16 protein-coding genes are annotated in these 22,612 nt (G+C 48.2%); 9 read left to right on the top strand and 7 right to left on the bottom strand.

Going from position 1 to position 22,612, the window contains the following annotated elements:
• Positions 1 to 24 precede the first annotated feature (24 nt).
• Entirely contained in the window at positions 25 to 432 is a 408-nt protein-coding gene (locus tag WKT13_RS02190) for a DUF4878 domain-containing protein (protein WP_340322629.1), read from the top strand.
• A gap of 482 nt (positions 433 to 914) precedes the next feature.
• Here the strand turns inward: WKT13_RS02190 and WKT13_RS02185 are convergent, their stop codons facing one another.
• Positions 915 to 3,131 (bottom strand): hypothetical protein, encoded by a 2,217-nt coding sequence (locus tag WKT13_RS02185; protein WP_340322628.1) that lies wholly within the window; start codon positions 3,129 to 3,131, stop codon positions 915 to 917.
• A gap of 258 nt (positions 3,132 to 3,389) precedes the next feature.
• Positions 3,390 to 4,064, bottom strand: coding sequence for a M15 family metallopeptidase (locus WKT13_RS02180; protein ID WP_340322627.1), 675 nt, complete (start codon positions 4,062 to 4,064; stop codon positions 3,390 to 3,392).
• 248 nt (positions 4,065 to 4,312) lie between these two features.
• Between WKT13_RS02180 and WKT13_RS02175 the strand changes: the two genes are divergently transcribed.
• A complete protein-coding gene (locus tag WKT13_RS02175) occupies positions 4,313 to 5,227 on the top strand; it encodes a phosphate acyltransferase (protein ID WP_340322626.1) in 915 nt (304 codons plus the stop codon).
• 84 nt (positions 5,228 to 5,311) lie between these two features.
• Positions 5,312 to 6,373 (top strand): butyrate kinase, encoded by a 1,062-nt coding sequence (buk, locus tag WKT13_RS02170; protein ID WP_340322625.1) that lies wholly within the window; start codon positions 5,312 to 5,314, stop codon positions 6,371 to 6,373.
• Between the two features lie 663 nt (positions 6,374 to 7,036).
• Here buk and WKT13_RS02165 read toward each other — a convergent pair.
• From WKT13_RS02165 to WKT13_RS02145, 5 genes are all read right to left on the bottom strand, one after another.
• The gene (locus WKT13_RS02165) at positions 7,037 to 7,951 is read right to left on the bottom strand and encodes an energy transducer TonB (protein WP_340322624.1); all 915 of its coding nucleotides are present in this window, start codon (positions 7,949 to 7,951) and stop codon (positions 7,037 to 7,039) included.
• A gap of 1,414 nt (positions 7,952 to 9,365) precedes the next feature.
• Positions 9,366 to 9,908 carry an outer membrane beta-barrel protein gene (locus tag WKT13_RS02160; RefSeq protein ID WP_340322623.1) on the bottom strand — a complete coding sequence of 181 codons (543 nt, stop codon included), beginning with the start codon at positions 9,906 to 9,908 and terminating at the stop codon, positions 9,366 to 9,368.
• Positions 9,909 to 10,659: 751 nt separating this feature from the next.
• On the bottom strand, positions 10,660 to 11,415 hold the full coding sequence (locus WKT13_RS02155) for a succinate dehydrogenase/fumarate reductase iron-sulfur subunit (RefSeq protein ID WP_298618981.1): 756 nt from the start codon (positions 11,413 to 11,415) through the stop codon (positions 10,660 to 10,662).
• A 24-nt stretch (positions 11,416 to 11,439) separates the two neighbouring features.
• Complete coding sequence (locus WKT13_RS02150; protein WP_298618983.1) at positions 11,440 to 13,422, bottom strand: fumarate reductase/succinate dehydrogenase flavoprotein subunit; 1,983 nt, start codon at positions 13,420 to 13,422, stop codon at positions 11,440 to 11,442.
• Positions 13,423 to 13,459: 37 nt separating this feature from the next.
• Positions 13,460 to 14,146 carry a succinate dehydrogenase/fumarate reductase cytochrome b subunit gene (locus WKT13_RS02145; protein ID WP_298618985.1) on the bottom strand — a complete coding sequence of 229 codons (687 nt, stop codon included), beginning with the start codon at positions 14,144 to 14,146 and terminating at the stop codon, positions 13,460 to 13,462.
• Positions 14,147 to 14,357: 211 nt separating this feature from the next.
• Here WKT13_RS02145 and mnmG point away from each other — a divergent pair, with 211 nt between their 5' ends.
• The 6 genes from mnmG to deoC all read left to right on the top strand — a co-directional run bounded on the left by mnmG (position 14,358) and on the right by deoC (position 22,282).
• Positions 14,358 to 16,229, top strand: coding sequence for a tRNA uridine-5-carboxymethylaminomethyl(34) synthesis enzyme MnmG (gene mnmG, locus WKT13_RS02140; protein ID WP_340322622.1), 1,872 nt, complete (start codon positions 14,358 to 14,360; stop codon positions 16,227 to 16,229).
• 48 nt (positions 16,230 to 16,277) lie between these two features.
• Complete coding sequence (locus WKT13_RS02135) at positions 16,278 to 16,808, top strand: adenine phosphoribosyltransferase (protein ID WP_340322621.1); 531 nt, start codon at positions 16,278 to 16,280, stop codon at positions 16,806 to 16,808.
• Between the two features lie 620 nt (positions 16,809 to 17,428).
• Positions 17,429 to 19,264 (top strand): excinuclease ABC subunit UvrC, encoded by a 1,836-nt coding sequence (gene uvrC, locus WKT13_RS02130; RefSeq protein ID WP_298618991.1) that lies wholly within the window; start codon positions 17,429 to 17,431, stop codon positions 19,262 to 19,264.
• Between the two features lie 1,143 nt (positions 19,265 to 20,407).
• On the top strand, positions 20,408 to 20,860 hold the full coding sequence (gene dtd / locus WKT13_RS02125; RefSeq protein ID WP_340322620.1) for a D-aminoacyl-tRNA deacylase: 453 nt from the start codon (positions 20,408 to 20,410) through the stop codon (positions 20,858 to 20,860).
• 59 nt (positions 20,861 to 20,919) lie between these two features.
• The gene (locus WKT13_RS02120) at positions 20,920 to 21,240 is read left to right on the top strand and encodes a nucleotide pyrophosphohydrolase (RefSeq protein ID WP_298619209.1); all 321 of its coding nucleotides are present in this window, start codon (positions 20,920 to 20,922) and stop codon (positions 21,238 to 21,240) included.
• 109 nt (positions 21,241 to 21,349) lie between these two features.
• Positions 21,350 to 22,282 carry a deoxyribose-phosphate aldolase gene (gene deoC / locus WKT13_RS02115; protein WP_298618994.1) on the top strand — a complete coding sequence of 311 codons (933 nt, stop codon included), beginning with the start codon at positions 21,350 to 21,352 and terminating at the stop codon, positions 22,280 to 22,282.
• The last annotated feature ends 330 nt before the right edge of the window (positions 22,283 to 22,612 follow it).

Below are 22,612 nucleotides of genomic sequence, written 5' to 3'. Positions count from 1 at the left end.
TAACTTTCTAAAACTTATATGATTATGAAAAAAGTGTTTTTGATGCTGGTCGTAGCAGCGACCATGTTCGCGTTCACAGCCTGCGGCGGTGGCAACTCACCCAAGAGTGTAGCAGAAGAAGCCATGTCAGCACTCCAGAGCAAGAACTACGACAAGTTCGTGGACTGTGCCTATATCAAGGTGAAAGAGGGTGAAGACCCCGAGGCTGCCAAGAAAGCCATCTCCGGAATGTTACAGAGCAAAGCCGAGAGTACCTATGGCAAGAAAGGCGGATTCAAATCTTATGAGATTCTCTCCGAAACCATCGACGAGAGCGGAGACAAAGCTGTGGTGACGGTAAAGATGGTGTTCGGCAATGGCGAAGAAAAAGAAGAAGAGTGCAAGATGATAAAAGACGAGAACGGCAAATGGAAGATGGATATCGGGAAATAAGCCGTCCTACAGCGATATATGCCCTTGAGACAGTGCGACATGAAGAAAGCACGCCCTCAAGGGCATTTTTTTTGCGCGTGACAGCCGAATTTTCCTCCAACAGAACAGACACTGCGCGCACACAAGAAAGCAGCCGTAAGGATTTGAAAAAGTCTGACAGGACAATACAGGCACATGCTGCGTCTTCATAAATATACGTTCGCAGACAGTAAAAATCCGGACATTTTTTTGCGAAATATAAACGAAAAACGCACCAGAAGCGTATGATACACGCATGAAAATACAATAGGAATACAAGAAAAACAATGCATCAACGCAAAGCGCGGACACTCTCGAGAAGTTTAGATGAAAGACTTATGCATAAAGAAAACAGGAATTGCATATTTATACATGCAACTGCATACGCAAAGCGCGGGACAGAACCACGTTCCGTCCCGCGCCAGGATATTCCAGGATGTGTCCTCAAAAGACACGTTCTCTATTTATTTCACGCTCATCTTAAAGCTGTTTCCGTTCACTGTTATTACATAAACGCCGGCTGTAGCGAATGTGTATGATGTTGTGTTGGCTGCAAGCAGACGACCCTGTACATCGTAAACGCAGAACACTCCACCGTCGGCAATGCCAAGAGTACGGCCGTTGAGTGATGCGCCCTGTGTTGCAGAGAACTCTGGAGCATTGATACCGCTGGTCGGATCATATTTGTATTCTATGCTGATCTCCTCTGTGCGGCTGCCGTTCTCGTCCACAGCAACAACAGTACGTCCTGTAGGCAGGCCGTTGTCGGCGTAGTGATATGTCACCTCCTCATACAATGTCTGCGGGTCGGTTTCAGAACGAGCGGCGGTATTGGCAGCACTACCCTTCACCTCGTTTGGTTCTCCCGGCTGTACTTCATAGGAAGGTTCAAAATATATGTATTCCTTTATCAGACGGTCGCCCTCCAGTATGTACACCGGACGATCCTCCATATCCTTGCACACAGTCTTGTCGCCATCGTGGCTGACAGAGAAGTAAGCCTCCGGAACAATGTTGGAAAACATGTCCTTGTTGTCAATACCCATTGTGAAGCCATAGCCTCCATCATAATTAATGTCATTTGCATTGAGACAAACCACACGTCCTGCCACTGAAACAATGATAGTGCTGTCGGTAGAGAATCCGTCGTAATCCTTCATCACATTAGGACGCACGAATTTCACGTCCTCGGTCTGCACCTCGCGTATGTTCACCCATCGGTCCTCACGCAGAGCATTTTCAGAATCGTCCAGATACGCATAGAAACGGTTGCCTTTCTGCTCCATGTATGTTTTGCTGGTACCATAATGGTTGGTCTCGATAATTGTGAAAGAATTTGGTCCATAGCTGTAGTCAGCAGTCCAGGAACTTTCGTATGACCCGGCTTTGTCCGTTGTCTTATCCAGATATTCTCCTCTCACCAGGTTTTCTCCAGACCATGTGTAGTCACGCACGAATTCATTGCGATAATCGGGGTCCCAATCGTTTGTAGTGACGCTGGTGTATTTTGTGATATGACCGGCCGCATCAATAGTGAATTCATGCACCGGCGAGCTACCGTAGGATGGAGCTTCCTTGAAACTTATGGCCGTTATTTTACCTGACGCATCACGTGTTGCCTTCATCTCAGAACTGTAATCAGATCCTTTTACGATCATGCTGGTGAGCGGACCGTCGAAGTCGAACACGTCATGCCATGAATTTCCTATACCGTACACATCATCATTGAAGTATGTGTAAGTCTCTGTATAATCCTCAACCCACTCCGGCTCTCCGGCTGCACGGCTGGCTACAACACCAGAGTTTTCGTCACCTAAGTTGTATTTGGTTATCTTTGCAATACGTCCTAATGAATCGTACGAATAAACATACTTGCAATCGTCTTCATAACTTTCATATCCGTTCATTTCATAACGACAGTACTCCAACAATTTGCCGGTGCTGTCATATTTATAATGCTCGGTCATACACGGATCTGTGAAATAATATCCTTTATCCTCACTATATTCACTATTGTATGAAACGATTGTTGAGTCGTTTACAGAACCTGTGTAAGTGTGCTTGTACATATCCTTCTGTATGCCGGAGATATAGCCTTCAGGAGTGAAACGCATTTCCTGCTCAATATGACCGGTTTTGGTTTCGTAATATGTATGTGAAGCCATCTGACCGTTGTCATAGTAGCTCCAGCCTTCCACAATCTGATAGCCTTCGCCGTCATTGTAGTTCTCATACTTGGTGTATGATGTCACTCCATCTCCATACTCCACCATAACACGATAGTTGGCAAACCATCCGGTGCCATCGTCGTAAACCACGTCTTTTACTGTGACACGACCGTCAGAGTCGTACTCGTAAGTGTATCTGCCGACATCATAGAGTTTTTCGTCACTCCATTTTCCATCAATCTTCTCGCGCATGTAGATGGTTTCGGAAGAACGTTCTTTGTCTTTGTTGTATGCATAGACAAAGCGGAAACAGTAATCGCCCTGAATCTCGGATGCCTCGTCGAGCATGACACCGCCTTTGCGTTGTGTGCGCATCCCGGCTTTTTCTTCGGAAGCAACAACCGCCTTGCGTGCATTCTGACTTCGTTCCATGTAGTGCTTGCCGAACTTTATGCCCTGCGCAGACATACCGGCGGAGAGCAAGATCATGCATGAAAGTAAAAGTTTTCTCATAAGAATTAAGTTTGATTATTGAATAGATGTGTATAAAAAAATATTGATTTACGGTTTTGAAATCTGTTTTGAGATATACGTCTCACGCTTCGTCACGCATACGTCCGCAAAGATAAACATTATATTTGGAACCGACTGACTTTCAGTCATTAAAATGACATTAAAGTCCATTTATCCATAAAAAAGACTCCGGAACGCAAAAATATGGTTCCAGAGCCTTGATATAACCGATGTGACGGCTGAAAAAGCAGGATGCCGTCACTTTATTACCTTGTAATACTTTTTCGCTGTAGCACGCGACACATAGTTGAAATGCCACCACTCCGTGCGCAGCGCTTTGAATCCGGCGTACTGCATCACCTCGCGCAACAGCCGGCGGTTGGCCAGTGCCTCCTTGGATATGCGGCCGGAGGCGACGAGCGAAGCCTCATTGTCTATATGGGCGGCAGCGCCCATGTAGTCGATCTTGGTGCCCATAGGTATGGTGTCGCCCTTGAGCGTGCAGAGGGTAAGGTCAACGGCCATACCGTAATTGTGGAGTCCGCCACCGCGAGCAGGATTGCTGACATAGAAATACTGCGGCGTGTTCTTCACCTTGTCCCACATTTTCTGCTGGATTGACATGGGACGCGCAGCGTCGTATACTTTCAGACTGAGGTCGGGACGCAACTGCTTCAGCCGTTTCTGTGCCTTGACAAGCGCAGCGGCGGCTTTGGGATGAAGATAGGCTTCGCGCAGGTCGGTATAAAGCACCTCACCCGTAAAGTTGTCGGCTCGGCTATACATGAGCGACACGAATATGGAAGGGTCGGCCTTCTTCACGTTCACGTAACCGCGCTTCTCGAGCGAAAGAGCCGTGGCGCTCAGACGGTCGTCGGTCGTCGCGGTCAGTACAGACGCGGCGAATGCTAAAAGCAATAATATGTTTCTCATTTTTTCATTATGAAATATAAATCATTTTCACACACCGTAACGACGGTATAAGAAATCTATCTCGCACCGACCGCACTTTCGCGGAAACGCATGCCGCAGACAGAGAAAACAATGCTGTGGAAAGTATCCGTTGTTTCCTCATTTCTGGTCGATAAAGATTCTTTAACTGCAAACTTACAATAAAATTCTTATTGCGGCGGATATGGATTCGGAAAAATACACTATTTTTGTAAAAAAGTCGGATATTTATGAAAGAAAGACTTGATTTTGAAGCTATGGCAAAAAGGCTGCTCCAGGACGACAGACGCAAAAGAGTGGCCGTGGCGGCACCCGAGGACGAACACACGGGTGAGGTGATAAGCAGATGTCTGAGGGAAGGCATGGCCGACTTCGTGCTCTTCGCGCGCCGTGAGAAGGCCGGAAGAGCGGAAGAGCTGGCCGCAATCAGCCCGGGACATGCCGAAACAGTGATGGTGGATACGCCCGAAGAGGCGGCACGCATGGCTGTGACTGCGGTGAGAGAAGGACGTGCCGACGTGCTGATGAAGGGCACGCTGAACACCGACGTGCTGCTCCGCGCCGTGCTCGACAAGGAGAACGGACTGCTCATACCCGGCCACACACTGAGCCATATCACGGCGGCACACATTCCGCAATACGAGAAGCTGGTGCTGTTTGCCGACGCGGCGGTAATTCCCCGCCCCGACACCGAGCAGTTTGACGCCATACTTAAATATGCGCTCAACGTGTTCAGACGTCTCAACGGATATGAATGCACACCGCGCGTGGCACTCATACACTGTACGGAAAAGACGAGCGATAAGTTCCCGCACACGCTGAGCTACGCCGAACTGAAACGCCGTGCGGCGGAAGGACGATACGGACGCATGGCCATAGACGGCCCGATGGACGTGAAGACGGCATGCGACAGCGAGAGCGCACGCATAAAAGGTCTGACCTCGGACGTGACGGGAAAGGCCGACATACTGATATTCCCGAACATAGAAGCAGCCAACACGTTCTACAAGACCATAACACTCTTCGCCGGAGCGACAACCGCAGGAATGCTCTGCGGAGCCGTGGCGCCGGTGGTGATTGCATCGAGGGCCGACTCGACAGAGGCCAAGATGGGCAGCCTGCTCCTGGCGTGCAACATGGCATGACATACCGTACGGCATGATACGGACAGAAGGACATAAAACATTAATCAAGAAAGAAACTGACATATATTCCATATCCTCAACACAATGAAAAGGATTTTCGTTATAAACCCGGGCTCGACGTCCACCAAAACCGCTGTATTCGAAGACGAGAAAGTGGTATGGATGTCGGGAGGACACCACCCTGCCGCCGAGACGGCAGCATTCCGCTGTGTGAACGACCAGTACGAGTATCGCCGCAACTACATCCTGCGCAACCTCAGGGAAGCGGGCATTGAGATGGATTTCGACGCGGTGATAGGCCGCGGAGGACTGCTGAAACCGCTGCACGGAGGTGTGTATGCCGTGAACGAGCAGATGAAATACGACCTCCGTCATGCACAGCACGAGCATGTGTGCAATCTAGGTGCGCTCATAGCCGACGAGATTGCGGCGCAGTGTCATTGCCCGGCGTTCATCGCAGATCCCGTGGTGGTGGACGAGATGCAGCCGCAGGCAAGGCTCACCGGACTGCCGGGCATAGAGCGGAAATCAATATTCCACGCACTGAACAGCAAGGCGGTGTCGCGCAAATACGCCGCGTCGGTGGGAAGGAAGTATGAGGACATGAATCTCATAGTGGCTCATCTGGGAGGCGGCATATCCGTAGGCGCACACCGCAAGGGACAGGTGATAGACGTGAACAACGCGCTCGACGGCGAAGGTCCGTTCTCGCCCGAACGCGCAGGAACGCTGCCCGCAAGCCAGCTTGTGGAGATGTGTTTCAGCGGAGAGTACAGCAAGAAACAGATAAGGGCCATGCTCAGCGGACAGGGAGGACTTGTGGCCCACCTCGGGACGAACGACATGATAACCGTGTCGCGCAAGGCTGAGGACGGCGAAGAGCCGTGGCACTCGGTGCTCGAGGGCATGCTCTACACCGTGGCAAAGCAGATTGGCGCAATGTATGTGGCGCTCGAAGGAAAAGCGGACGCCATTATCCTGACGGGAGGAATAGCCTACAGCACATACTGCGTGAACGAGCTGAAGAGACAGACCGACTATCTCGCGCCGGTGATAGTGATGCCCGGCGAGGGAGAGATGGAGTCGCTGGCCTACAACGCGCTGGGAGCACTCAACGGCGAACTGCCCGTGCAGGAGTACAAATAAAGCCTTCTGACGGGCGAAAAAGCCGCGGCGGCACAATCGGGCACGCACGGCAAGAAACGCACACAGACGGAAAAAGAAGCGCATCTGAAAGGAAAATACATACAACAACAGCGGCGGCGGATGTTGATTTGCACTATACACACAGAACACTTTTTCATAACCAGTCCGTGATATTTCGCGTGATACGACGCACGAACATGCACAAAAGACCGCCGGCCGCACAAAGAAAGACCGCAGTTCAGCACGTGACGTCATGCGAAATAATCACGGACTTTTAATATCCGCCACAGACGTAAGATGACATTCCGGCCGCGCGCCATCACATTGTCCGGCCTTCCGGCCATAATTATACACAGTTTTGTATTTTTCATGATATGCAGCATGTCTTTCATTATGTGCGGCATATCTGGCATACAGTCATAACCTTTTATTCATCTCCCTCTCCCCTTGCTCACGGGAAAGCCTTTTCTGCATGCCGGAACGGTGCTTATGACGTATAGAAACAGCCTGTTTCGCTGCACCATAAAGCTTTTATCATAAAGCGGAACGGCCTTAACCGTAACACCAAAGGCACGTTCCTTAAACTGTCATCCCCGATACAGGGAAATAAAAACAACGGCGCATGGTCCGAAGTTATGGCCATGCGCCGCAGCATATAGAGATTCAGGGTTCCTCATCTGCCAGTTTGAACGTCACCACAACCACGCAACGCATGGCAACAGGTTTGCCGCCTGCGGCATGTCTGCGTCCCGGAGTCCACAGCGGCATGGCGCGCACAAGACGGCGGGCCTCACGGTCGAGCGACGGATCGATGGCGTGGACAAGCTGTATATCGGCCAGAGTGCCGTCGGGCATGACGGTAAAAGCCACCGGAACCTTGCCTTCGATACCATTCTCACGTGCAATGGTAGGATAGACGAGATTGTCGCTGATATACTGCCGCAGTCCGTTTTCGCCGCCGGGGAAACACGGTGCCACATCGCCGGGAGCGAGCTCGTCTGTAAGCGAGAACATCTGCGAGAATGCGTCGGTGGAAAGAGGTGTGTATGAAACGGTGCGTGAAAGCCCCGTATGATTTGGCTGTCCGAACGTAAGCATGATAACGCAACGCATGGCAGCGGGCTTGCCGCCGCCGGCATGTCTGCGGCCCGGAGTCCAGTGGGGCATGGCTTTCATGAAACGGAGAGCCTCACGGTCGAGCGACGGATCGATGGTGCGGAGAAGACGTATGTCGCTCACGCTACCGTCGGACATGACGGTGAAAAGCACCGGAATGCAGCCTTCGATGCCGTTTTCATGCGCAATTGTAGGATAGATGAGGTGCTCGTTGACATATTTGCGTAAGGCTTCGTCGCCGCCGGGAAAGGCCGGAGGCACATCGCCGGGCGCAAGACTGTCGGCAAGAAAACACATCTGCGAAAGAGTATCGGCAGAAAGAGAACCGCAGGTGGTGATGCATTCACCGGTTGTGCGTCGGCTGTCCATAAGCCGGGAATACTCCACTCCACCGGCAAAGACGGACACAAGAGCGCCTGCAACCGCGAACACTGTTATCAATAATGATTTGCGATATACCATAATGCTTGAATTTTCGTCCTGCTATAAAAGCATTTTATCCTTTTCACAATAACACATTCCGGCTGACAGCAGGGATACACCGTCCATTCAGAGGCATGACGACATGTCCGAAAGTTTATGTCTGCGCACACCGGATCATAATCAGAATCTCCACACAGTGCTTCCCGACATACGGTCCACAGCCGATGAAGACGCATGAACACACCGCAAATATAGTGAAAGACGAGAGCAACGACAAGAACGAAAAACATAGTTTAACAAGTCTTGGCTTCGCCGAGCCGCATACTATCTTATACAAAGATACAAATATTATGCGGCCGGCAAACTGTCCATGGCACAGAAATGCGGCAGAAAGGCCTTTTCTGCCCGTTCTGAATGCACAAAGCGAGGCAACGGCATAACTCTCCGCCACGGAGGAGAAAGGCCGTCTGGCGCAAGAAAAAGCGGTTTTGAGGAGAACCGTGGGAACAGGTTATGTCAATGAAGTGTCACAGAACAGCGGAAAACGCCCTGACATCGCGGTATGATGCAGCCCACGACAGGCATTAGCCATTACGCACGGGCACAACCGGAAAAACATCATCGGAGGCAAGACACATGTTCCACGTGTATTGCCCCGCGCCTCATACCGGAATTATTAAGGAAAAACATGTCTGCATTTTAAGAATGATATCAACTCTTTTAAAGAAAACTCAGGCGGCGTACTTACAGATTTTCTTGACTTTTTTTTGACAAAATAAATTCGCGAAAGAGATGTAAAGAAATGTTAAATCAAGGGTTATAAAGGCTGTTTCAGACTGTACGGCAGTGTCATATACCCTGTAATGTAGTGCCGGACAGTTCAAATGACATTCCGATAATGCCCGTTTCATGGTCTGATTCAGCCTATATCATGGTGTGGTTTGGTGCATTTCAGCCCCAGAAACGGGCTTTATCGCATGCTGAAACGGTGCTTATCGCAGGGCGATAGAATCGCTCTTAAACACAAGTTATTGATATTCAATATTTTATATCAGCCTCTCATAATTCGCGGATTTGCGATCGAAGGAGAGTCAGGCCGCAAATTCTCGCTTATTTTTCGGGGTAGAACTGAAAACTCAGACCTGAAAATCAGAATCCGGTTACAATTTTAAAGTTGCCCATACTGTATTCTTCAGGAAAGTATTCCGGCATCACCTTTCAAAAGAATGCAGGCATTGGCCGGTGATAGCAGATGCAGATTTTCTTATCAGATTCATCAAGGGTACAGAAAATTCCGTAACTATGTCCTTGGTAATCATCACTTATGTTGTTTGTAATTATTTGATTTTCAGCAATAAGAATGTATAAATATTTGTAAGATCACCAATTTCTATATGCGTTTTCTTATACCGGAGTCACGTAATTTTAAGGTCATCTGTCATTATGAATGAATCTATTTTCTGCCACCACCAAATGCGTATCCTACAGATATTCCAAAATTATTATAACCTCTGTAACCTAATTTAGAATAGGCTGTTAGTCTAAAATGATTAAACATTTCAATACCAATACGTGGCGTAAATATTGCTTTAACCGCATCGTTTCCATAATAACCTTGGACTACCTTACAAGATGCAACACCAACACCTACTCCGATAAATGGTGAAAAATTCTTTCCTCTATTAAAATTATAGTCTGAATAAGCAGATAGTGATATAATTCTGTTTGACAGGTTTGAACCTTCATACTTTCTTGTTGTACTTCCGGCATATATTTCCAAACCTAAGTCCATTGGATTTTGTGGGAAATTATATCTGCCTTCAATGGCAAAAGCAGGACCTACCCGTTTTTTGCCTACATACTTGTCAATACCGTAAGTACCACCTGCCGATATCTCAACTTCAAACGGTTTCACAGATTTTACTTCCTGAGCACTCGCTTTTATCCCTGCTATCATAAGCAGTGAGCTGATAGAAAATAAATAGATAATCTTCATAAAACAGTTATTATAATCAATGATTTATTACAATAACGCATAATATCATTAATATCCCTATTTGAACGTGAGCTTTAATAATTGTAAGTTCTTGTAAATTTGGTAATCAAAGAAAATTATTATAACTTTATTATACTGATTTACAAAAGATTACAAACAATAATCGCCATAATCGGCTAAAGCAAAATTATAGAATTATTTTGTATGGGAGATGATTTGGCTACGCTGATTTTCAGTCTTACAAGTTTTTGGTACTATGGTATAAAAATATATTCTTAGACACGCAATAAAAACGCTTATATCACCGTGCCTCGACCATATCAAAGGATGAATGCATGCTCATTATGATACTTTCCTATAACCTGGGCTGCTGTTGTCTGAAGTATTTCTATACGGAAAAGGTCTGCCGGAATATGCGCCATCTATGTCTGCACCAGCGAATCATAATCAGTGGCATATCCACATACCGCTTCACTGCACACTGTCCGCAGCAGCATATGAAGATTTAAGAACTTAACATCAATATACAAAATTATATGATACGCAGGCTGTCGGCATCATATAAATGCTGTAAAACAACCTTTCAGTCCGTTCTAAGCGCACAAAACGGACTGATGGGACAATCATCCGCCGCAACGGAGAAAAGCCGTCTGACGCAAGAAAAAGCCACAATTACGGCATGAAAGAATAAAAAAACAGGGCGGAGACCGAAATCTCCGCCCTGTGATTAGCTATAGAATGATAATTCTTATTAATCAGCCAGCTTAGCCTTGATGAACTCGCGGTTCAGGCGGGCGATGTTGGCGATGCTCTCGTTCTTCGGGCACTCAGCCTCGCAGGCGCGGGTGTTGGTACAGTTACCGAAGCCGAGCTCTTCCATCTTCATGATCATTGCCTTGGCACGCTTTGCAGCCTCAGGACGTCCCTGCGGCAGAAGTGCGAGCTGAGAAACCTTTGATGATACGAAGAGCATTGCAGAACCGTTCTTACATGCAGCAACGCAAGCACCGCAGCCGATACATGTAGCGCAGTCCATTGCCTCATCGGCGTCCTCTTTCGGGATGAGGATTGCGTTGGCGTCCTGCGGCTGACCTGTACGTACTGTGACATATCCGCCGGCCTGGATGATCTTGTCGAATGCGCCACGGTCAACCATGCAGTCCTTGATGATAGGGAATGCTGCTGAACGCCACGGCTCAACTGTGATCACGTCGCCGTCGTTGAAACGACGCATATAGAGCTGACATGTTGTTGCTCCGGTAGCCGGTCCGTGTGGATGACCGTTGATGTAGAGCGAGCACATGCCGCAGATGCCCTCACGACAGTCGTGGTCGAACACGAAAGGTTCCTTGCCGTCTTCGATCAGCTGCTCGTTGAGAATGTCAAGCATTTCGAGGAAAGAAGTATCACCTGGAATATCTTTCATCTCGAAGGTATCAAAATGGCCTTTTGCCTTGGGACCGTTCTGACGCCAAACTTTAAGTGTGAAACTTATATTTTTGTCCATAATTGTATGTTCTGTGGTTGTTTATTAATTCTTGTAGTTACGTGTCTGAACCTTAATAGCTTCATACTCAAGCGGTTCCTTGATAAGTTCAGGTGCTTTGGTGTCATCGCCCTGGTACTCCCAGCAACCTACGTAGAAGTAGTTTTCATCGTCGCGCTTAGCCTCGCCGTCCTCAGTCTGATACTCCTCACGGAAGTGTCCACCGCAAGACTCGTTACGGGAAAGTGCGTCGTAAGCGATGAGCTCGCCCATTGTGATGAAGTCGCGGAGGTGGATGGCCTTGTCAAGCTCGACATTAAGACCTTCTTTTGATCCTGGGATGAAGAGGTTTGTCTCGAATTCCTTGCGTACTTTCTTGATAAGCTCAAGACCTTCTTTCAGGCCCTCTGCAGTACGACCCATACCTACATGCTCCCACATGATGTGTCCGAGTTCCTTGTGTATTGAATCAACAGAGCGCTTACCCTTGATGTTCATCAGGCGGTCGATCTCAGCCTGAACACCCTTCTCTGCCTCTTCGAACTCAGGCAGATCTGTTGAGATGCGCGGCCAGATAGACTGATCGGCAAGATAGTTCTGGATTGTATAAGGCAGAACGAAGTATCCGTCGGCCAGACCCTGCATCAGCGCAGACGCACCCAGACGGTTTGCACCGTGATCTGAGAAGTTGCACTCACCGATAGCGAAGAGTCCCTTGATTGTTGTCATCAATTCATAGTCAACCCAGATACCACCCATTGTATAGTGTACAGCCGGGAAGATCATCATCGGGTTGTAATACTTCACTCCGTTTATCTCGTTGGCAAGTTCGCCCGGATTTACGTCAGTGATTTCCTCGTACATGTCGAAGAGGTTACCGTAACGCTGCAGAACAACGTCGATACCCAGACGCTCGATACTTTCAGAGAAGTCGAGGAATACGGCCAGACCTGTGTTGTTTACGCCGTAGCCCTTATCGCAACGCTCTTTTGCTGCACGGCTGGCAACGTCGCGCGGAACGAGGTTACCGAATGCCGGATAGCGGCGCTCCAGATAATAGTCGCGGTCTTCCTCAGGAATGTCGCTTCCTTTCTTGGTTCCGGCCTGCAGAGCCTTTGCATCCTCAAGTTTCTTCGGAACCCAGATACGTCCGTCGTTACGCAGTGACTCAGACATAAGAGTCAGTTTAGACTGCTTGTCACCGTGAACAGGAATACATGTCGGGTGGATCTGAACATAAGAAGGATTAGCGAAGTAAGCTCCCTTACGGTAACAAGCCATAGCTGCTGTACAGTTACAACCCATAGCGTTTGTAGAAAGGAAGTATGTGTTACCGTAACCACCGGTACCTATAACCACTGCATTTGCAGAGAAACGCTCCAGCTTACCTGTCACGAGGTTCTTTGCAATGATACCGCGTGCACGTCCGTCAACGATTACAACATCCTCCATCTCGTAGCGTGTGTAGAGTTTCACACGTCCTGCATGTATCTGGCAGCTGAGTGCAGAGTAAGCACCGAGCAGCAGCTGCTGGCCTGTCTGACCCTTTGCATAGAATGTACGTGAAACCTGAGCACCACCGAACGAACGGTTGGCAAGCATACCGCCGTACTCACGTGCAAAAGGAACACCCTGTGCAACGCACTGGTCGATGATGTTGTTTGACACTTCAGCCAGACGATATACGTTGGCTTCGCGTGCACGATAGTCGCCACCTTTCACTGTATCATAGAACAGGCGATATACTGAGTCACCGTCGTTCTGATAGTTCTTTGCAGCATTGATACCACCCTGTGCTGCGATAGAGTGAGCACGGCGCGGTGAATCCTGAATACAGAAGTTCAGGACATTGAAGCCCATTTCGCCGAGAGAGGCAGCTGCACTGGCTCCGGCAAGTCCGGTGCCGACAACAATAACATCGAGCTTCAGTTTGTTCTTGGGGTTCACCAGACGCTGGTGAGCCTTATAATTTGTCCATTTCTCAGCCACGGGGCCGGCAGGAATCTTCGAATCAAGTTGTTTTGCCATAACTTTTATGAATTATGAGTTATTTTTTATGAATGAATTAGTAGCAGCAGTTCAGGCTCGGAGCAAGATTGAAAGCAAAAGCCAGTACTACAACGAGGAAACCGAGCATCAGAAGAGTTGTGTAAACAATGCCGATAACCTTCCAACGGTTGAACCACACCTTACCGTTCCAGCCGAATGTCTGCATTGCGCTCCAGAAACCATGAGAAAGGTGGAACCAGATAGCAGCAAGCCAAACGATGTAGAGCACTACATAAACCGGATTGGCGAATGTGTCCTGAATGTAGGCGAAGCCGTCAGCAGGATCGTGTGCCACTGTGATACCGGTGAGCTCTGCAAACATCATGTTGTACCAGAAGTTGAACATGTGGAGGCAAAGTCCGAGCAGTACGATGATACCCAGCACAAGCATGTTCTGAGACGCCCACTCCACTTTCTTGGAACGTACTGTCACCGTGTAGCGCTCGCTACCGCGTGCAGCACGGTTCTGCATCGTAAGCCAGAAAGCGTAAACGATGTGCACCACTGCCAGGAAAGCCAGACCGAGTGTTGCCACTAAGGCATACCAGTTGGCACCCAGGAACTCACAAATCATGTTGTAGGCTTCTCCTGAGAAGAGAGCCGCAATGTTCATTGACATGTGGAATGTCAAGAATAGAATAAGCGCGACACCGGTTACCGACATCACAACTTTTCTACCAATAGAAGAATTGATTAACCACATAAATGATTGAAATTTAATTATTTAACTGTTAGATTTATTTGGATTCTTCATAATATAGCAGTTAAGCACACGCGCCCCGTTACCTTTTTATAGGTAACAGCTGCCCCATACAGAATGCAAAAATACTATATTTTAATGATAAATCAAACTATTTTAAAGCAAAAATCGATTTTTATTCTTAATTTTGCGACATCAAATTTTCCAGCAAATAATGAATTTATTTTATGACGTACTCGTAATCGGAGGCGGCCACGCGGGATGCGAGGCAGCAGCCGCTGCGGCCGGCATGGGAGCGAAAACATGTCTTGTGACAATGGACATGAACAAAATCGCACAGATGAGCTGCAACCCCGCCGTAGGAGGAATTGCAAAAGGACAGATCGTGCGCGAGATTGACGCGCTCGGAGGATACATGGGCCTGGTGACCGATGCGGCCTCAATACAATTCAGAATGCTCAACCGAGGCAAAGGTCCGGCCGTATGGAGTCCCAGGGCACAATGCGACCGGGAGAAGTTTATTTGGGAATGGAGACACGTGCTCGACTCAGTAGATAATCTCGACATCTGGCAGGACCAGGCCGAAGAACTGCTTGTCAAGGACGGACATACCGAAGGTGTACGCACCATATGGGGCGTTGAACTGCACGCCCGCTGTGTTATAATTACGGCAGGAACTTTCCTCAACGGTCTGATGCACATAGGACGCCACAAGGTTCCGGGCGGACGTTGCTCCGAACCAGCAGTGTTCAACCTCACCGAAAGCATCACCCGTCACGGCATAAGTTCCATGCGTATGAAGACAGGCACACCCGTACGCATAGACAAGCGCAGCGTACACTTTGAAGATATGGACGAGCAACCCGGCGAGAACGATCATCATAGTTTTAGTTACATAAGCGAGCGGAGACCTCTGAAGCAGCTTCCCTGCTGGACATGTTATACCAACAAGGAAGTGCACGACACCCTCAAATCAGGTTTGGCCGACTCTCCCCTTTTCAACGGACAGATACAAAGCACCGGTCCACGCTATTGTCCGTCCATCGAAACAAAGCTTGTGACATTCCCGGACAAAGACCAGCATCCTCTCTTTCTCGAACCGGAAGGCGAAGATACCAACGAAATGTATCTCAACGGATTTTCGTCGAGCATGCCCATGGATGTGCAAATAGAAGCTCTGCGCAAAATCCCCGCACTGCGCGACGTGAAGGTTTATCGCGCCGGATACGCCATAGAGTACGACTACTTCGATCCGACACAGCTTTATCCTTCGCTTGAATCGAAAATAATAAAAGGTCTTTATATGGCTGGTCAGGTAAACGGCACCACCGGATACGAGGAAGCCGGAGGTCAGGGACTGATGGCAGGCATCAACGCTGCACTGGCATGTACAGGCAGCGATCCGATAGTACTCAAACGCGACGAGGCATACATAGGTGTACTAATCGACGACCTTACGACCAAAGGAGTGGATGAACCTTATCGGATGTTCACTTCACGCGCCGAATACCGCATATTGTTGCGCCAGGACAACGCTGACGCCAGACTCACACAGATGGGTTACGACCTCGGCATAGTAAAAAGACCACGTTACGATGTATGGACAAAGAAAAAAGCAAACATCGATAAAATCATTGATTTCTGCAATCATACATCGGTGAAACCGCGCGAAATAAACGACGCACTCGAACATCTTGGTACCGCACCTCTCCGTATGGGATGCAGTATTGCAGATCTTATATCACGTCCACAAATAACGATGAACAATCTCAGCGAGATCATTCCATCGCTGAAAGAGATGATTTCTTCGATAGACGTACGCAAAGAAGAAACAACAGAAGCCGCAGAAATCTGTATCAAATATAAAGGATATATAGAACGTGAACGTCTGATTGCAGACAAAATGCATCGTCTGGAAAACATCAAAATAAGGGGGCACTTCAATTATTCTGAATTGCACGAGCTATCCACAGAAGCAAGACAAAAGCTCGAAAGAATAAATCCGGAGACTTTGGCACAGGCAGGTCGCATACCCGGAGTATCACCGAGCGACATCAATGTACTGCTCGTGCTTATGCATAGATAGTTCCACGTGAAACAAAATAAATAACAAACACACTATAACTTATTGAAAATGAACAACAAACTATTGCTGGACAATCTCCGCTGTATTAAGGATTGGCCAAAGAAAGGAGTTAACTTCAGAGACGTCACCACCCTGTTCAAGAACCCGGAGTGCCTGAAGATAATCAACGACGAAATGTATGACCTTTATAAAGACAAAGGTATCACCAAAATTGTAGGAATCGAATCACGCGGTTTCGTCATGTCTTCCGCCATCGCGTTGCGCCTTGGTGCAGGAATTGTATTGTGCCGTAAGCCGGGCAAACTACCCTGCGACACCGTACAGCAGGAGTATTCAAAAGAATATGGAACCGATACCATCGAAATACACAAAGATGCAATCGATGAAAACGACGTAGTTCTTCTACACGACGATCTGCTGGCTACCGGCGGCACAATGAAGGCAGCATGCGATCTGGTAAAGAAGTTCAATCCAAAGAAAGTATACTGCAACTTTATCATAGAGCTCGTAAATGAAGATCTGAACGGTCGTGATGCATTTGATAAAGACATCGAAGTAACATCACTCATACAGATTTAAGTATTTCACAAAACCGGTCAGCTGAAATGCAGAACGGACACACATAAGTGTTGTCATACCTGCGTCAGCCGACCGGTTTTCGCTTTTATGCAGCGAAAACATCGATTTCACGAGAAAACAGGAATAAATATCAAGCAATCGGCATACTGCATCATCAATAAACAAAAGTTCTGTATTAGCAGCAAGAAAAAAGTATCCTCCAGAACGATTCACCACTATTTCCAACAAAACATATAATTTTCAGAACAAAGACCCACTACTGTAAGGAAACTGAAAGAAAAGAGAGTCAAAAGAGATACATTGCCTGCAAAAGCGAAAAGTGTCGTCAATAATAACAACGACATGCAAGATCAGCAAACAGGGACATCAGACGTCATACAAAAACGAACAGAAGAAATCCGTCCTCAGGCATCGTGACCAAGAGTGCCATACAGACCTCTCACCACCCGCTTACACATCCTGCACGAAGGCACGACAGTCCGAACGCAGTACACCCATAACTTTGTCGTCTGGAGACAGAGCTACCGACGGACAGTGAACGTGGAACAGTAAATGTACGCTTAGGGTTTCACGTGAAACTTTAACACTTAAATACGCTCTATATAAACAAGTTACGCATCATGAACAAAGACGAAAAACAGCAGATAACAGACAAGCTAAAGGCTATCGTGCAGAGCATGCCAGACAAGCCGGGAAGCTATCAGTTCTACGACGAAAGCCACACTATAATATACGTAGGCAAGGCCAAGAGTCTAAAGAAACGCGTATCCTCTTATTTCCATAAGGAGGTTGACCGATTCAAAACAAAGGTGCTCGTCTCCAAGATACGTGATATCAGCTACACCGTAGTGAACACAGAGGAAGACGCACTGCTTCTGGAAAACAGTCTGATAAAGAAATACAACCCACGCTACAACGTTCTGCTGAAAGACGGCAAGACCTACCCCAGTATATGCATAACCAACGAATATCTGCCGAGAATATTCAAAACACGACAGATAAACCGCAAGTTCGGCACATTCTACGGTCCATACAGTCATCTGGCAAGCATGTATGCGATACTTGATCTTATAAAGAAGTTATACAAGCCACGCACATGCCGCATGCCGATAACCAAGGAAGGAATAGAGCAAAACAAGTACAAACCCTGTCTGGAATACCACATACACAACTGTAACGCTCCCTGCACAGGATGCCAGACATGGGAAGACTACCGTGCCAACATAAACCAGGCGAAGGAAATATTAAAAGGTAACACGCGCGAGATAAGCCGTGCCATATACGACGAAATGATGCAGAAAGCAGCCGAAATGAAGTTCGAGGAGGCCGAAGCACTCAAACAGAAGTATATGCTCATAGAGAATTTCTGCGCCAAAAGCGAAGTGGTGAGCCACACCATCACAGATATAGACGTATTCAGCATAGCTGATGACGACAGCCGCCGCAACGCATTCATCAACTTCATACACGTGAAGAACGGCGCCATAAACCAGAGTTTCACCTTCGAATACAAACGAAAACTCGACGAAACAGACGAAGAACTGCTCCTAACAGCCATTCCGGAGATACGCGAACGCTTCGGAAGCAAGGCCACGGAGATAATTGTCCCCTTCGAGATGAGCTGGAAACTGCGTGAGGCAGCTTTCATAGTGCCGCAGCGCGGCGACAAAAAACATCTGCTCGAACTGTCCGAAATGAACTGTAAGCAATACAAGTTCGACCGTCTGAAACAGGCAGAAAAGCTCAATCCGGAGCAAAAACAGACCCGTCTGATGAAGGAATTGCAGCAAAAACTGCAAATGGAGAAGCTGCCATACCACATAGAATGTTTCGACAACTCCAACATTTCAGGCACCGACGCAGTGGCAGGATGCGTAGTGTTCAAGGCAATGAAACCTTCGAAAAAAGACTATCGAAAATACAATATACGCACCGTATGCGGGCCCGACGACTATGCATCCATGCAGGAAGTTGTGCGCCGCCGTTACGGACGCATGAGCGAAGAGGGAGAACCCCTGCCCGACCTCATCATAACCGACGGCGGACGCGGCCAGATGGAAGTGGTGCGCAAGGTTGTGGAAGACGAGCTCGGACTATCCATACCCATCGCCGGACTGGCAAAAGACGACCGTCACCGCACCAACGAACTGCTCTATGGCTTTCCGCCACAGGTAGTAGCGCTGAAGACCGACAGCGAACTTTTCCACGCTCTGACGAAGATTCAGGATGAGGTTCACCGCTACGCCATCACCTTCCACCGCGACAAGCGCTCGCGCCACGCCTTGCACAGCGAGCTCGACAACATCAGCGGCATAGGTCCAAAAAGCGCAGAGGCACTGCTACGCCACTTCAAGAGCGTAAAACGAATACGCGAAGCCAGTCTCGAAGACATAGCCGAGGTGGTAGGAAAAGCACGTGCCGAGATAGTTAGACACCATTTCGACGGTGCCCTCTAAACACTTGTTTGATGGTTGCCACAAAGCAATTATAAACCCTTATTTATTAAATTTCATGCCCTAAAAATCCGCGTATTTGCGGTCGGACTTGTCTTCGGCCACAAATAACGCAGGAATAAGGCATTATGCTAACCATCTGATAACTAACCGTTTAGCATTTTCTGCCTTTCAACATCCGCTTTACACCCTTCCGATAAAGCCTGTTTCGCATCACAGAAAAGGGCTTTTCGCACGCTCAAAGAGCTTTTCTGATGCGACTAAAACCACCATTCCGTTGTACAGACAATGCAGGCTTATGCCTCAAAAGGCCGTTTCAGCTAATTTAAAGGCCTCTCACGGGTTTTCACAACCATCGACTTACATTTATCCACATGCAATAAAACAGCGCATTACGCGCAAAAATCAAAATTTTTACAGACTGAATACAACCGATTTTTAAGTTAAAAATACTACGAAACACTGATGTTTCTGAGACATAAACAACATAACAAAGCCGCATAATTTGTGAATTATTTCATCCCCCCGTAACGCAATCTTTCACGTGGCGTCCAAAACCTTATATATCCAACATCAGACATACATAACACAGAAATACAAGACCTAAGAAAAGACCAACGACTCAAACACATGTAAAAGCTCAAAATATTGCGTATAACGGACGATAAATACAATCAACGAATAATCTCTAAACACACACGAAGAACGGCCCACAACGCCCGCGAAACGCAATATTATGCATCTCTACACCCTTTAAACAAGGACATTATTGCGCCGTTTCCCGTTCATCCCGACGACGTAAAACAACATAAAAGTGCAAAGTGCTGTGTATCACCGCCAAAGCAATGAAAACACCGTAAATATCAACATGTTTCCGACATCAATCTCTCTGCACATACCATTGTTTCCGCATTATAACAAAAAGGTGTTTTTATTTTGAGTTAAAACCATTTTCCACTATCTTTGCAATAAGATAGGCAGCACTCTGGAAATTGAAAATTCATTTTCTTTCCACTCGTTTGCACTATCTTTGCAATAAGATAGGCGGCACGCGGAAAACATAAAATTCATTTTCTTTCCGCCCGTTTGCACTATCCTGAATTACAATAACCAAGGCGCGACAAGCGCCACATAAGAAACAGACAAATGAAAATAGTCATACAGCGTGTGAGCCACGCATCTGTCACAATAGACGGTAAGGTGAAGTCAGCCATAGGCCGCGGCTTTATGATACTGCTCGGCATAGCCTCCGACGACACCCGCGAAGACATGGAATGGCTCGTAAAAAAGACCGCCGCACTGCGCGTTTTCGACGACGAACAGGGCGTGATGAACCTCCCTATAACGGCCATTGACGGCGAGATACTGGTCATCAGCCAGTTCACCCTCATGGCATCATACAAGAAAGGCAACCGCCCTTCGTGGATACACGCCGCTCCCCACTCCATAGCAATACCGCTCTACGAGGAGTTCTGTGCCCGTCTGAGCGAGGCGATAGGCAAACCTGTGGGCACCGGTGAGTTCGGCGCCGACATGAAGGTGGAACTGCTCAACGACGGTCCTGTGACCATTTGTATGGACAGCCGCAACCGCGAATAAATGCCTTATAGCACTTGTCTGCAACATAAAAAAAAGACACTGATATGACAGAAAACGACATAACACTGCGCCAGGCGCAACAGCTCGTGGACGAATGGATACACACCTACGGCGTGCGCTACTTCAGCGAGCTCACCAACATGGCCGTACTGACCGAGGAAGTGGGCGAAATGGCGCGCATAATGGCGCGCAAATACGGCGACCAGAGCTTCAAAAAGGGTGAGAAAGACTCGCTCGGCGACGAGATGGCCGACGTATTGTGGGTGCTTCTCTGCATTGCCAACCAGACGGGCATAGACCTCACCGAAGAACTGCGCCGCAACATCGAGAAGAAGACCCAGCGCGACAAGGACCGCCACCGCAACAATCCCAAGCTCTGACGCGCGGAAGGAAGGCTGCCGGATGAAGCACATAGCTGCCAGCAGACACACGGAAAGACACCGCACAAACACCCCTACAACAACGAAACACTCTAAACATCAATAAATTATGGCTACAACAAACTCACACTGCGAGCATCATCATCATGACGCTCCGAAACAAAACAAATACGAAGAGGCTATGAGCAAATACAACCTCGACATCGACGACGCAGCCGTAAGCGAGGCAGTGCGCAATATAATAGCCGAAAAAGTGCACGAGAACGACACCCCGGAGGTGAAGCGATTCCTCATGGGAAGCATCGAGCTGACAACACTCAAGACCACCGATTCGGAGACGAGCGTACTGGCATTCACCGAACGTGTGAACGAGTATGACAACCGATTCCCCGACCTGCCCCACTTCGCCACTCTCTGCGTCTATCCGTGCTTTGCAAGCGTAGTGAGCCAGTCGCTCGAGGTTGACGGCGTGGAGATAGCCTGCGTATCAGGCAGTTTCCCTTCGTCACAGGCCCTGCTGGAGGTAAAAGTGGCCGAGACAGCCCTTGCCATAAAGGACGGCGCCACCGAAATTGACATCGTTATGCCCGTGGGCAAGTTCCTCAGCGGCGACTATGAGGGCGTGAGCGACGAGATAGGTGAGCTGAAGCAGGTGTGCGGCGAGCACGCCATGAAGGTGATACTCGAGACAGGCGACCTGGGCACCGCATCCAACATAAAGAAGGCCTCCATCCTGGCAATGTACGCCGGAGCCGACTACATCAAGACATCCACCGGAAAGGAGAAAATATCGGCCACGCCGGAGGCTGCCTACGTGATGTGCCAGGCCATCAAGGAATACTACGACGAGACGGGCATTCAGATAGGATTCAAGCCCGCCGGAGGCATCAACACGGTGATGGACGCAGTGATCTACTACACCATCGTGAAAGAAGTTCTGGGCGAGAAATGGCTCACCAACAAGTGGTTCCGCATAGGTACAAGCCGTCTGGCCAACCTGTTGCTGAGCGAACTTGTGGGCGAAGAGACCAAGTTCTTCTAAACTTATCGGACAAACAATGTGGGTCTGACAGACGGCCGTAAGAATACGATATGGCCGTTATATCTACTACATATGCCAGTATCATATCCGGCCCGTTTCAATATGCACCATTCCGGCTTCTGAAACGGGCCGTTTCGTGTGCTGATATAGGCCGTTTCGCACGATGATATGGGCCATTTCGGAGCCTGAAACGGGCTCTTTCGCAACACATTTCGGGCTTTATCGCAAAGCGGTCGGTAACATACCCGCATCAGACAAAATAAGAAAGCCGCAGACAACGGATAAAAAACAATCCTGAAACACACCATGATGCTTCAGGATTTCCGTAGT

This window comes from Prevotella sp. HCN-7019 (assembly GCF_037890215.1).
GTDB lineage: Bacteria > Bacteroidota > Bacteroidia > Bacteroidales > Bacteroidaceae > Prevotella.
Note: the sequence above shows the minus strand (reverse complement) of the source record. Positions and strands in the feature narration are given on the sequence as shown.

What these genes read in the sequence shown, in the direction of transcription:
- WKT13_RS02190 (WP_340322629.1), top strand. Translation starts at nt 25, where the DNA reads ATGAAAAAAGTGTTTTTGATGCTGGTCGTAGCAGCGACCATGTTCGCG.
- WKT13_RS02185 (WP_340322628.1), bottom strand. Translation starts at nt 3,131, where the DNA reads ATGAGAAAACTTTTACTTTCATGCATGATCTTGCTCTCCGCCGGTATG.
- WKT13_RS02180 (WP_340322627.1), bottom strand. Translation starts at nt 4,064, where the DNA reads ATGAGAAACATATTATTGCTTTTAGCATTCGCCGCGTCTGTACTGACC.
- WKT13_RS02175 (WP_340322626.1), top strand. Translation starts at nt 4,313, where the DNA reads ATGAAAGAAAGACTTGATTTTGAAGCTATGGCAAAAAGGCTGCTCCAG.
- buk (WP_340322625.1), top strand. Translation starts at nt 5,312, where the DNA reads ATGAAAAGGATTTTCGTTATAAACCCGGGCTCGACGTCCACCAAAACC.
- WKT13_RS02165 (WP_340322624.1), bottom strand. Translation starts at nt 7,951, where the DNA reads ATGGTATATCGCAAATCATTATTGATAACAGTGTTCGCGGTTGCAGGC.
- WKT13_RS02160 (WP_340322623.1), bottom strand. Translation starts at nt 9,908, where the DNA reads ATGAAGATTATCTATTTATTTTCTATCAGCTCACTGCTTATGATAGCA.
- WKT13_RS02155 (WP_298618981.1), bottom strand. Translation starts at nt 11,415, where the DNA reads ATGGACAAAAATATAAGTTTCACACTTAAAGTTTGGCGTCAGAACGGT.
- WKT13_RS02150 (WP_298618983.1), bottom strand. Translation starts at nt 13,422, where the DNA reads ATGGCAAAACAACTTGATTCGAAGATTCCTGCCGGCCCCGTGGCTGAG.
- WKT13_RS02145 (WP_298618985.1), bottom strand. Translation starts at nt 14,146, where the DNA reads ATGTGGTTAATCAATTCTTCTATTGGTAGAAAAGTTGTGATGTCGGTA.
- mnmG (WP_340322622.1), top strand. Translation starts at nt 14,358, where the DNA reads ATGAATTTATTTTATGACGTACTCGTAATCGGAGGCGGCCACGCGGGA.
- WKT13_RS02135 (WP_340322621.1), top strand. Translation starts at nt 16,278, where the DNA reads ATGAACAACAAACTATTGCTGGACAATCTCCGCTGTATTAAGGATTGG.
- uvrC (WP_298618991.1), top strand. Translation starts at nt 17,429, where the DNA reads ATGAACAAAGACGAAAAACAGCAGATAACAGACAAGCTAAAGGCTATC.
- dtd (WP_340322620.1), top strand. Translation starts at nt 20,408, where the DNA reads ATGAAAATAGTCATACAGCGTGTGAGCCACGCATCTGTCACAATAGAC.
- deoC (WP_298618994.1), top strand. Translation starts at nt 21,350, where the DNA reads ATGGCTACAACAAACTCACACTGCGAGCATCATCATCATGACGCTCCG.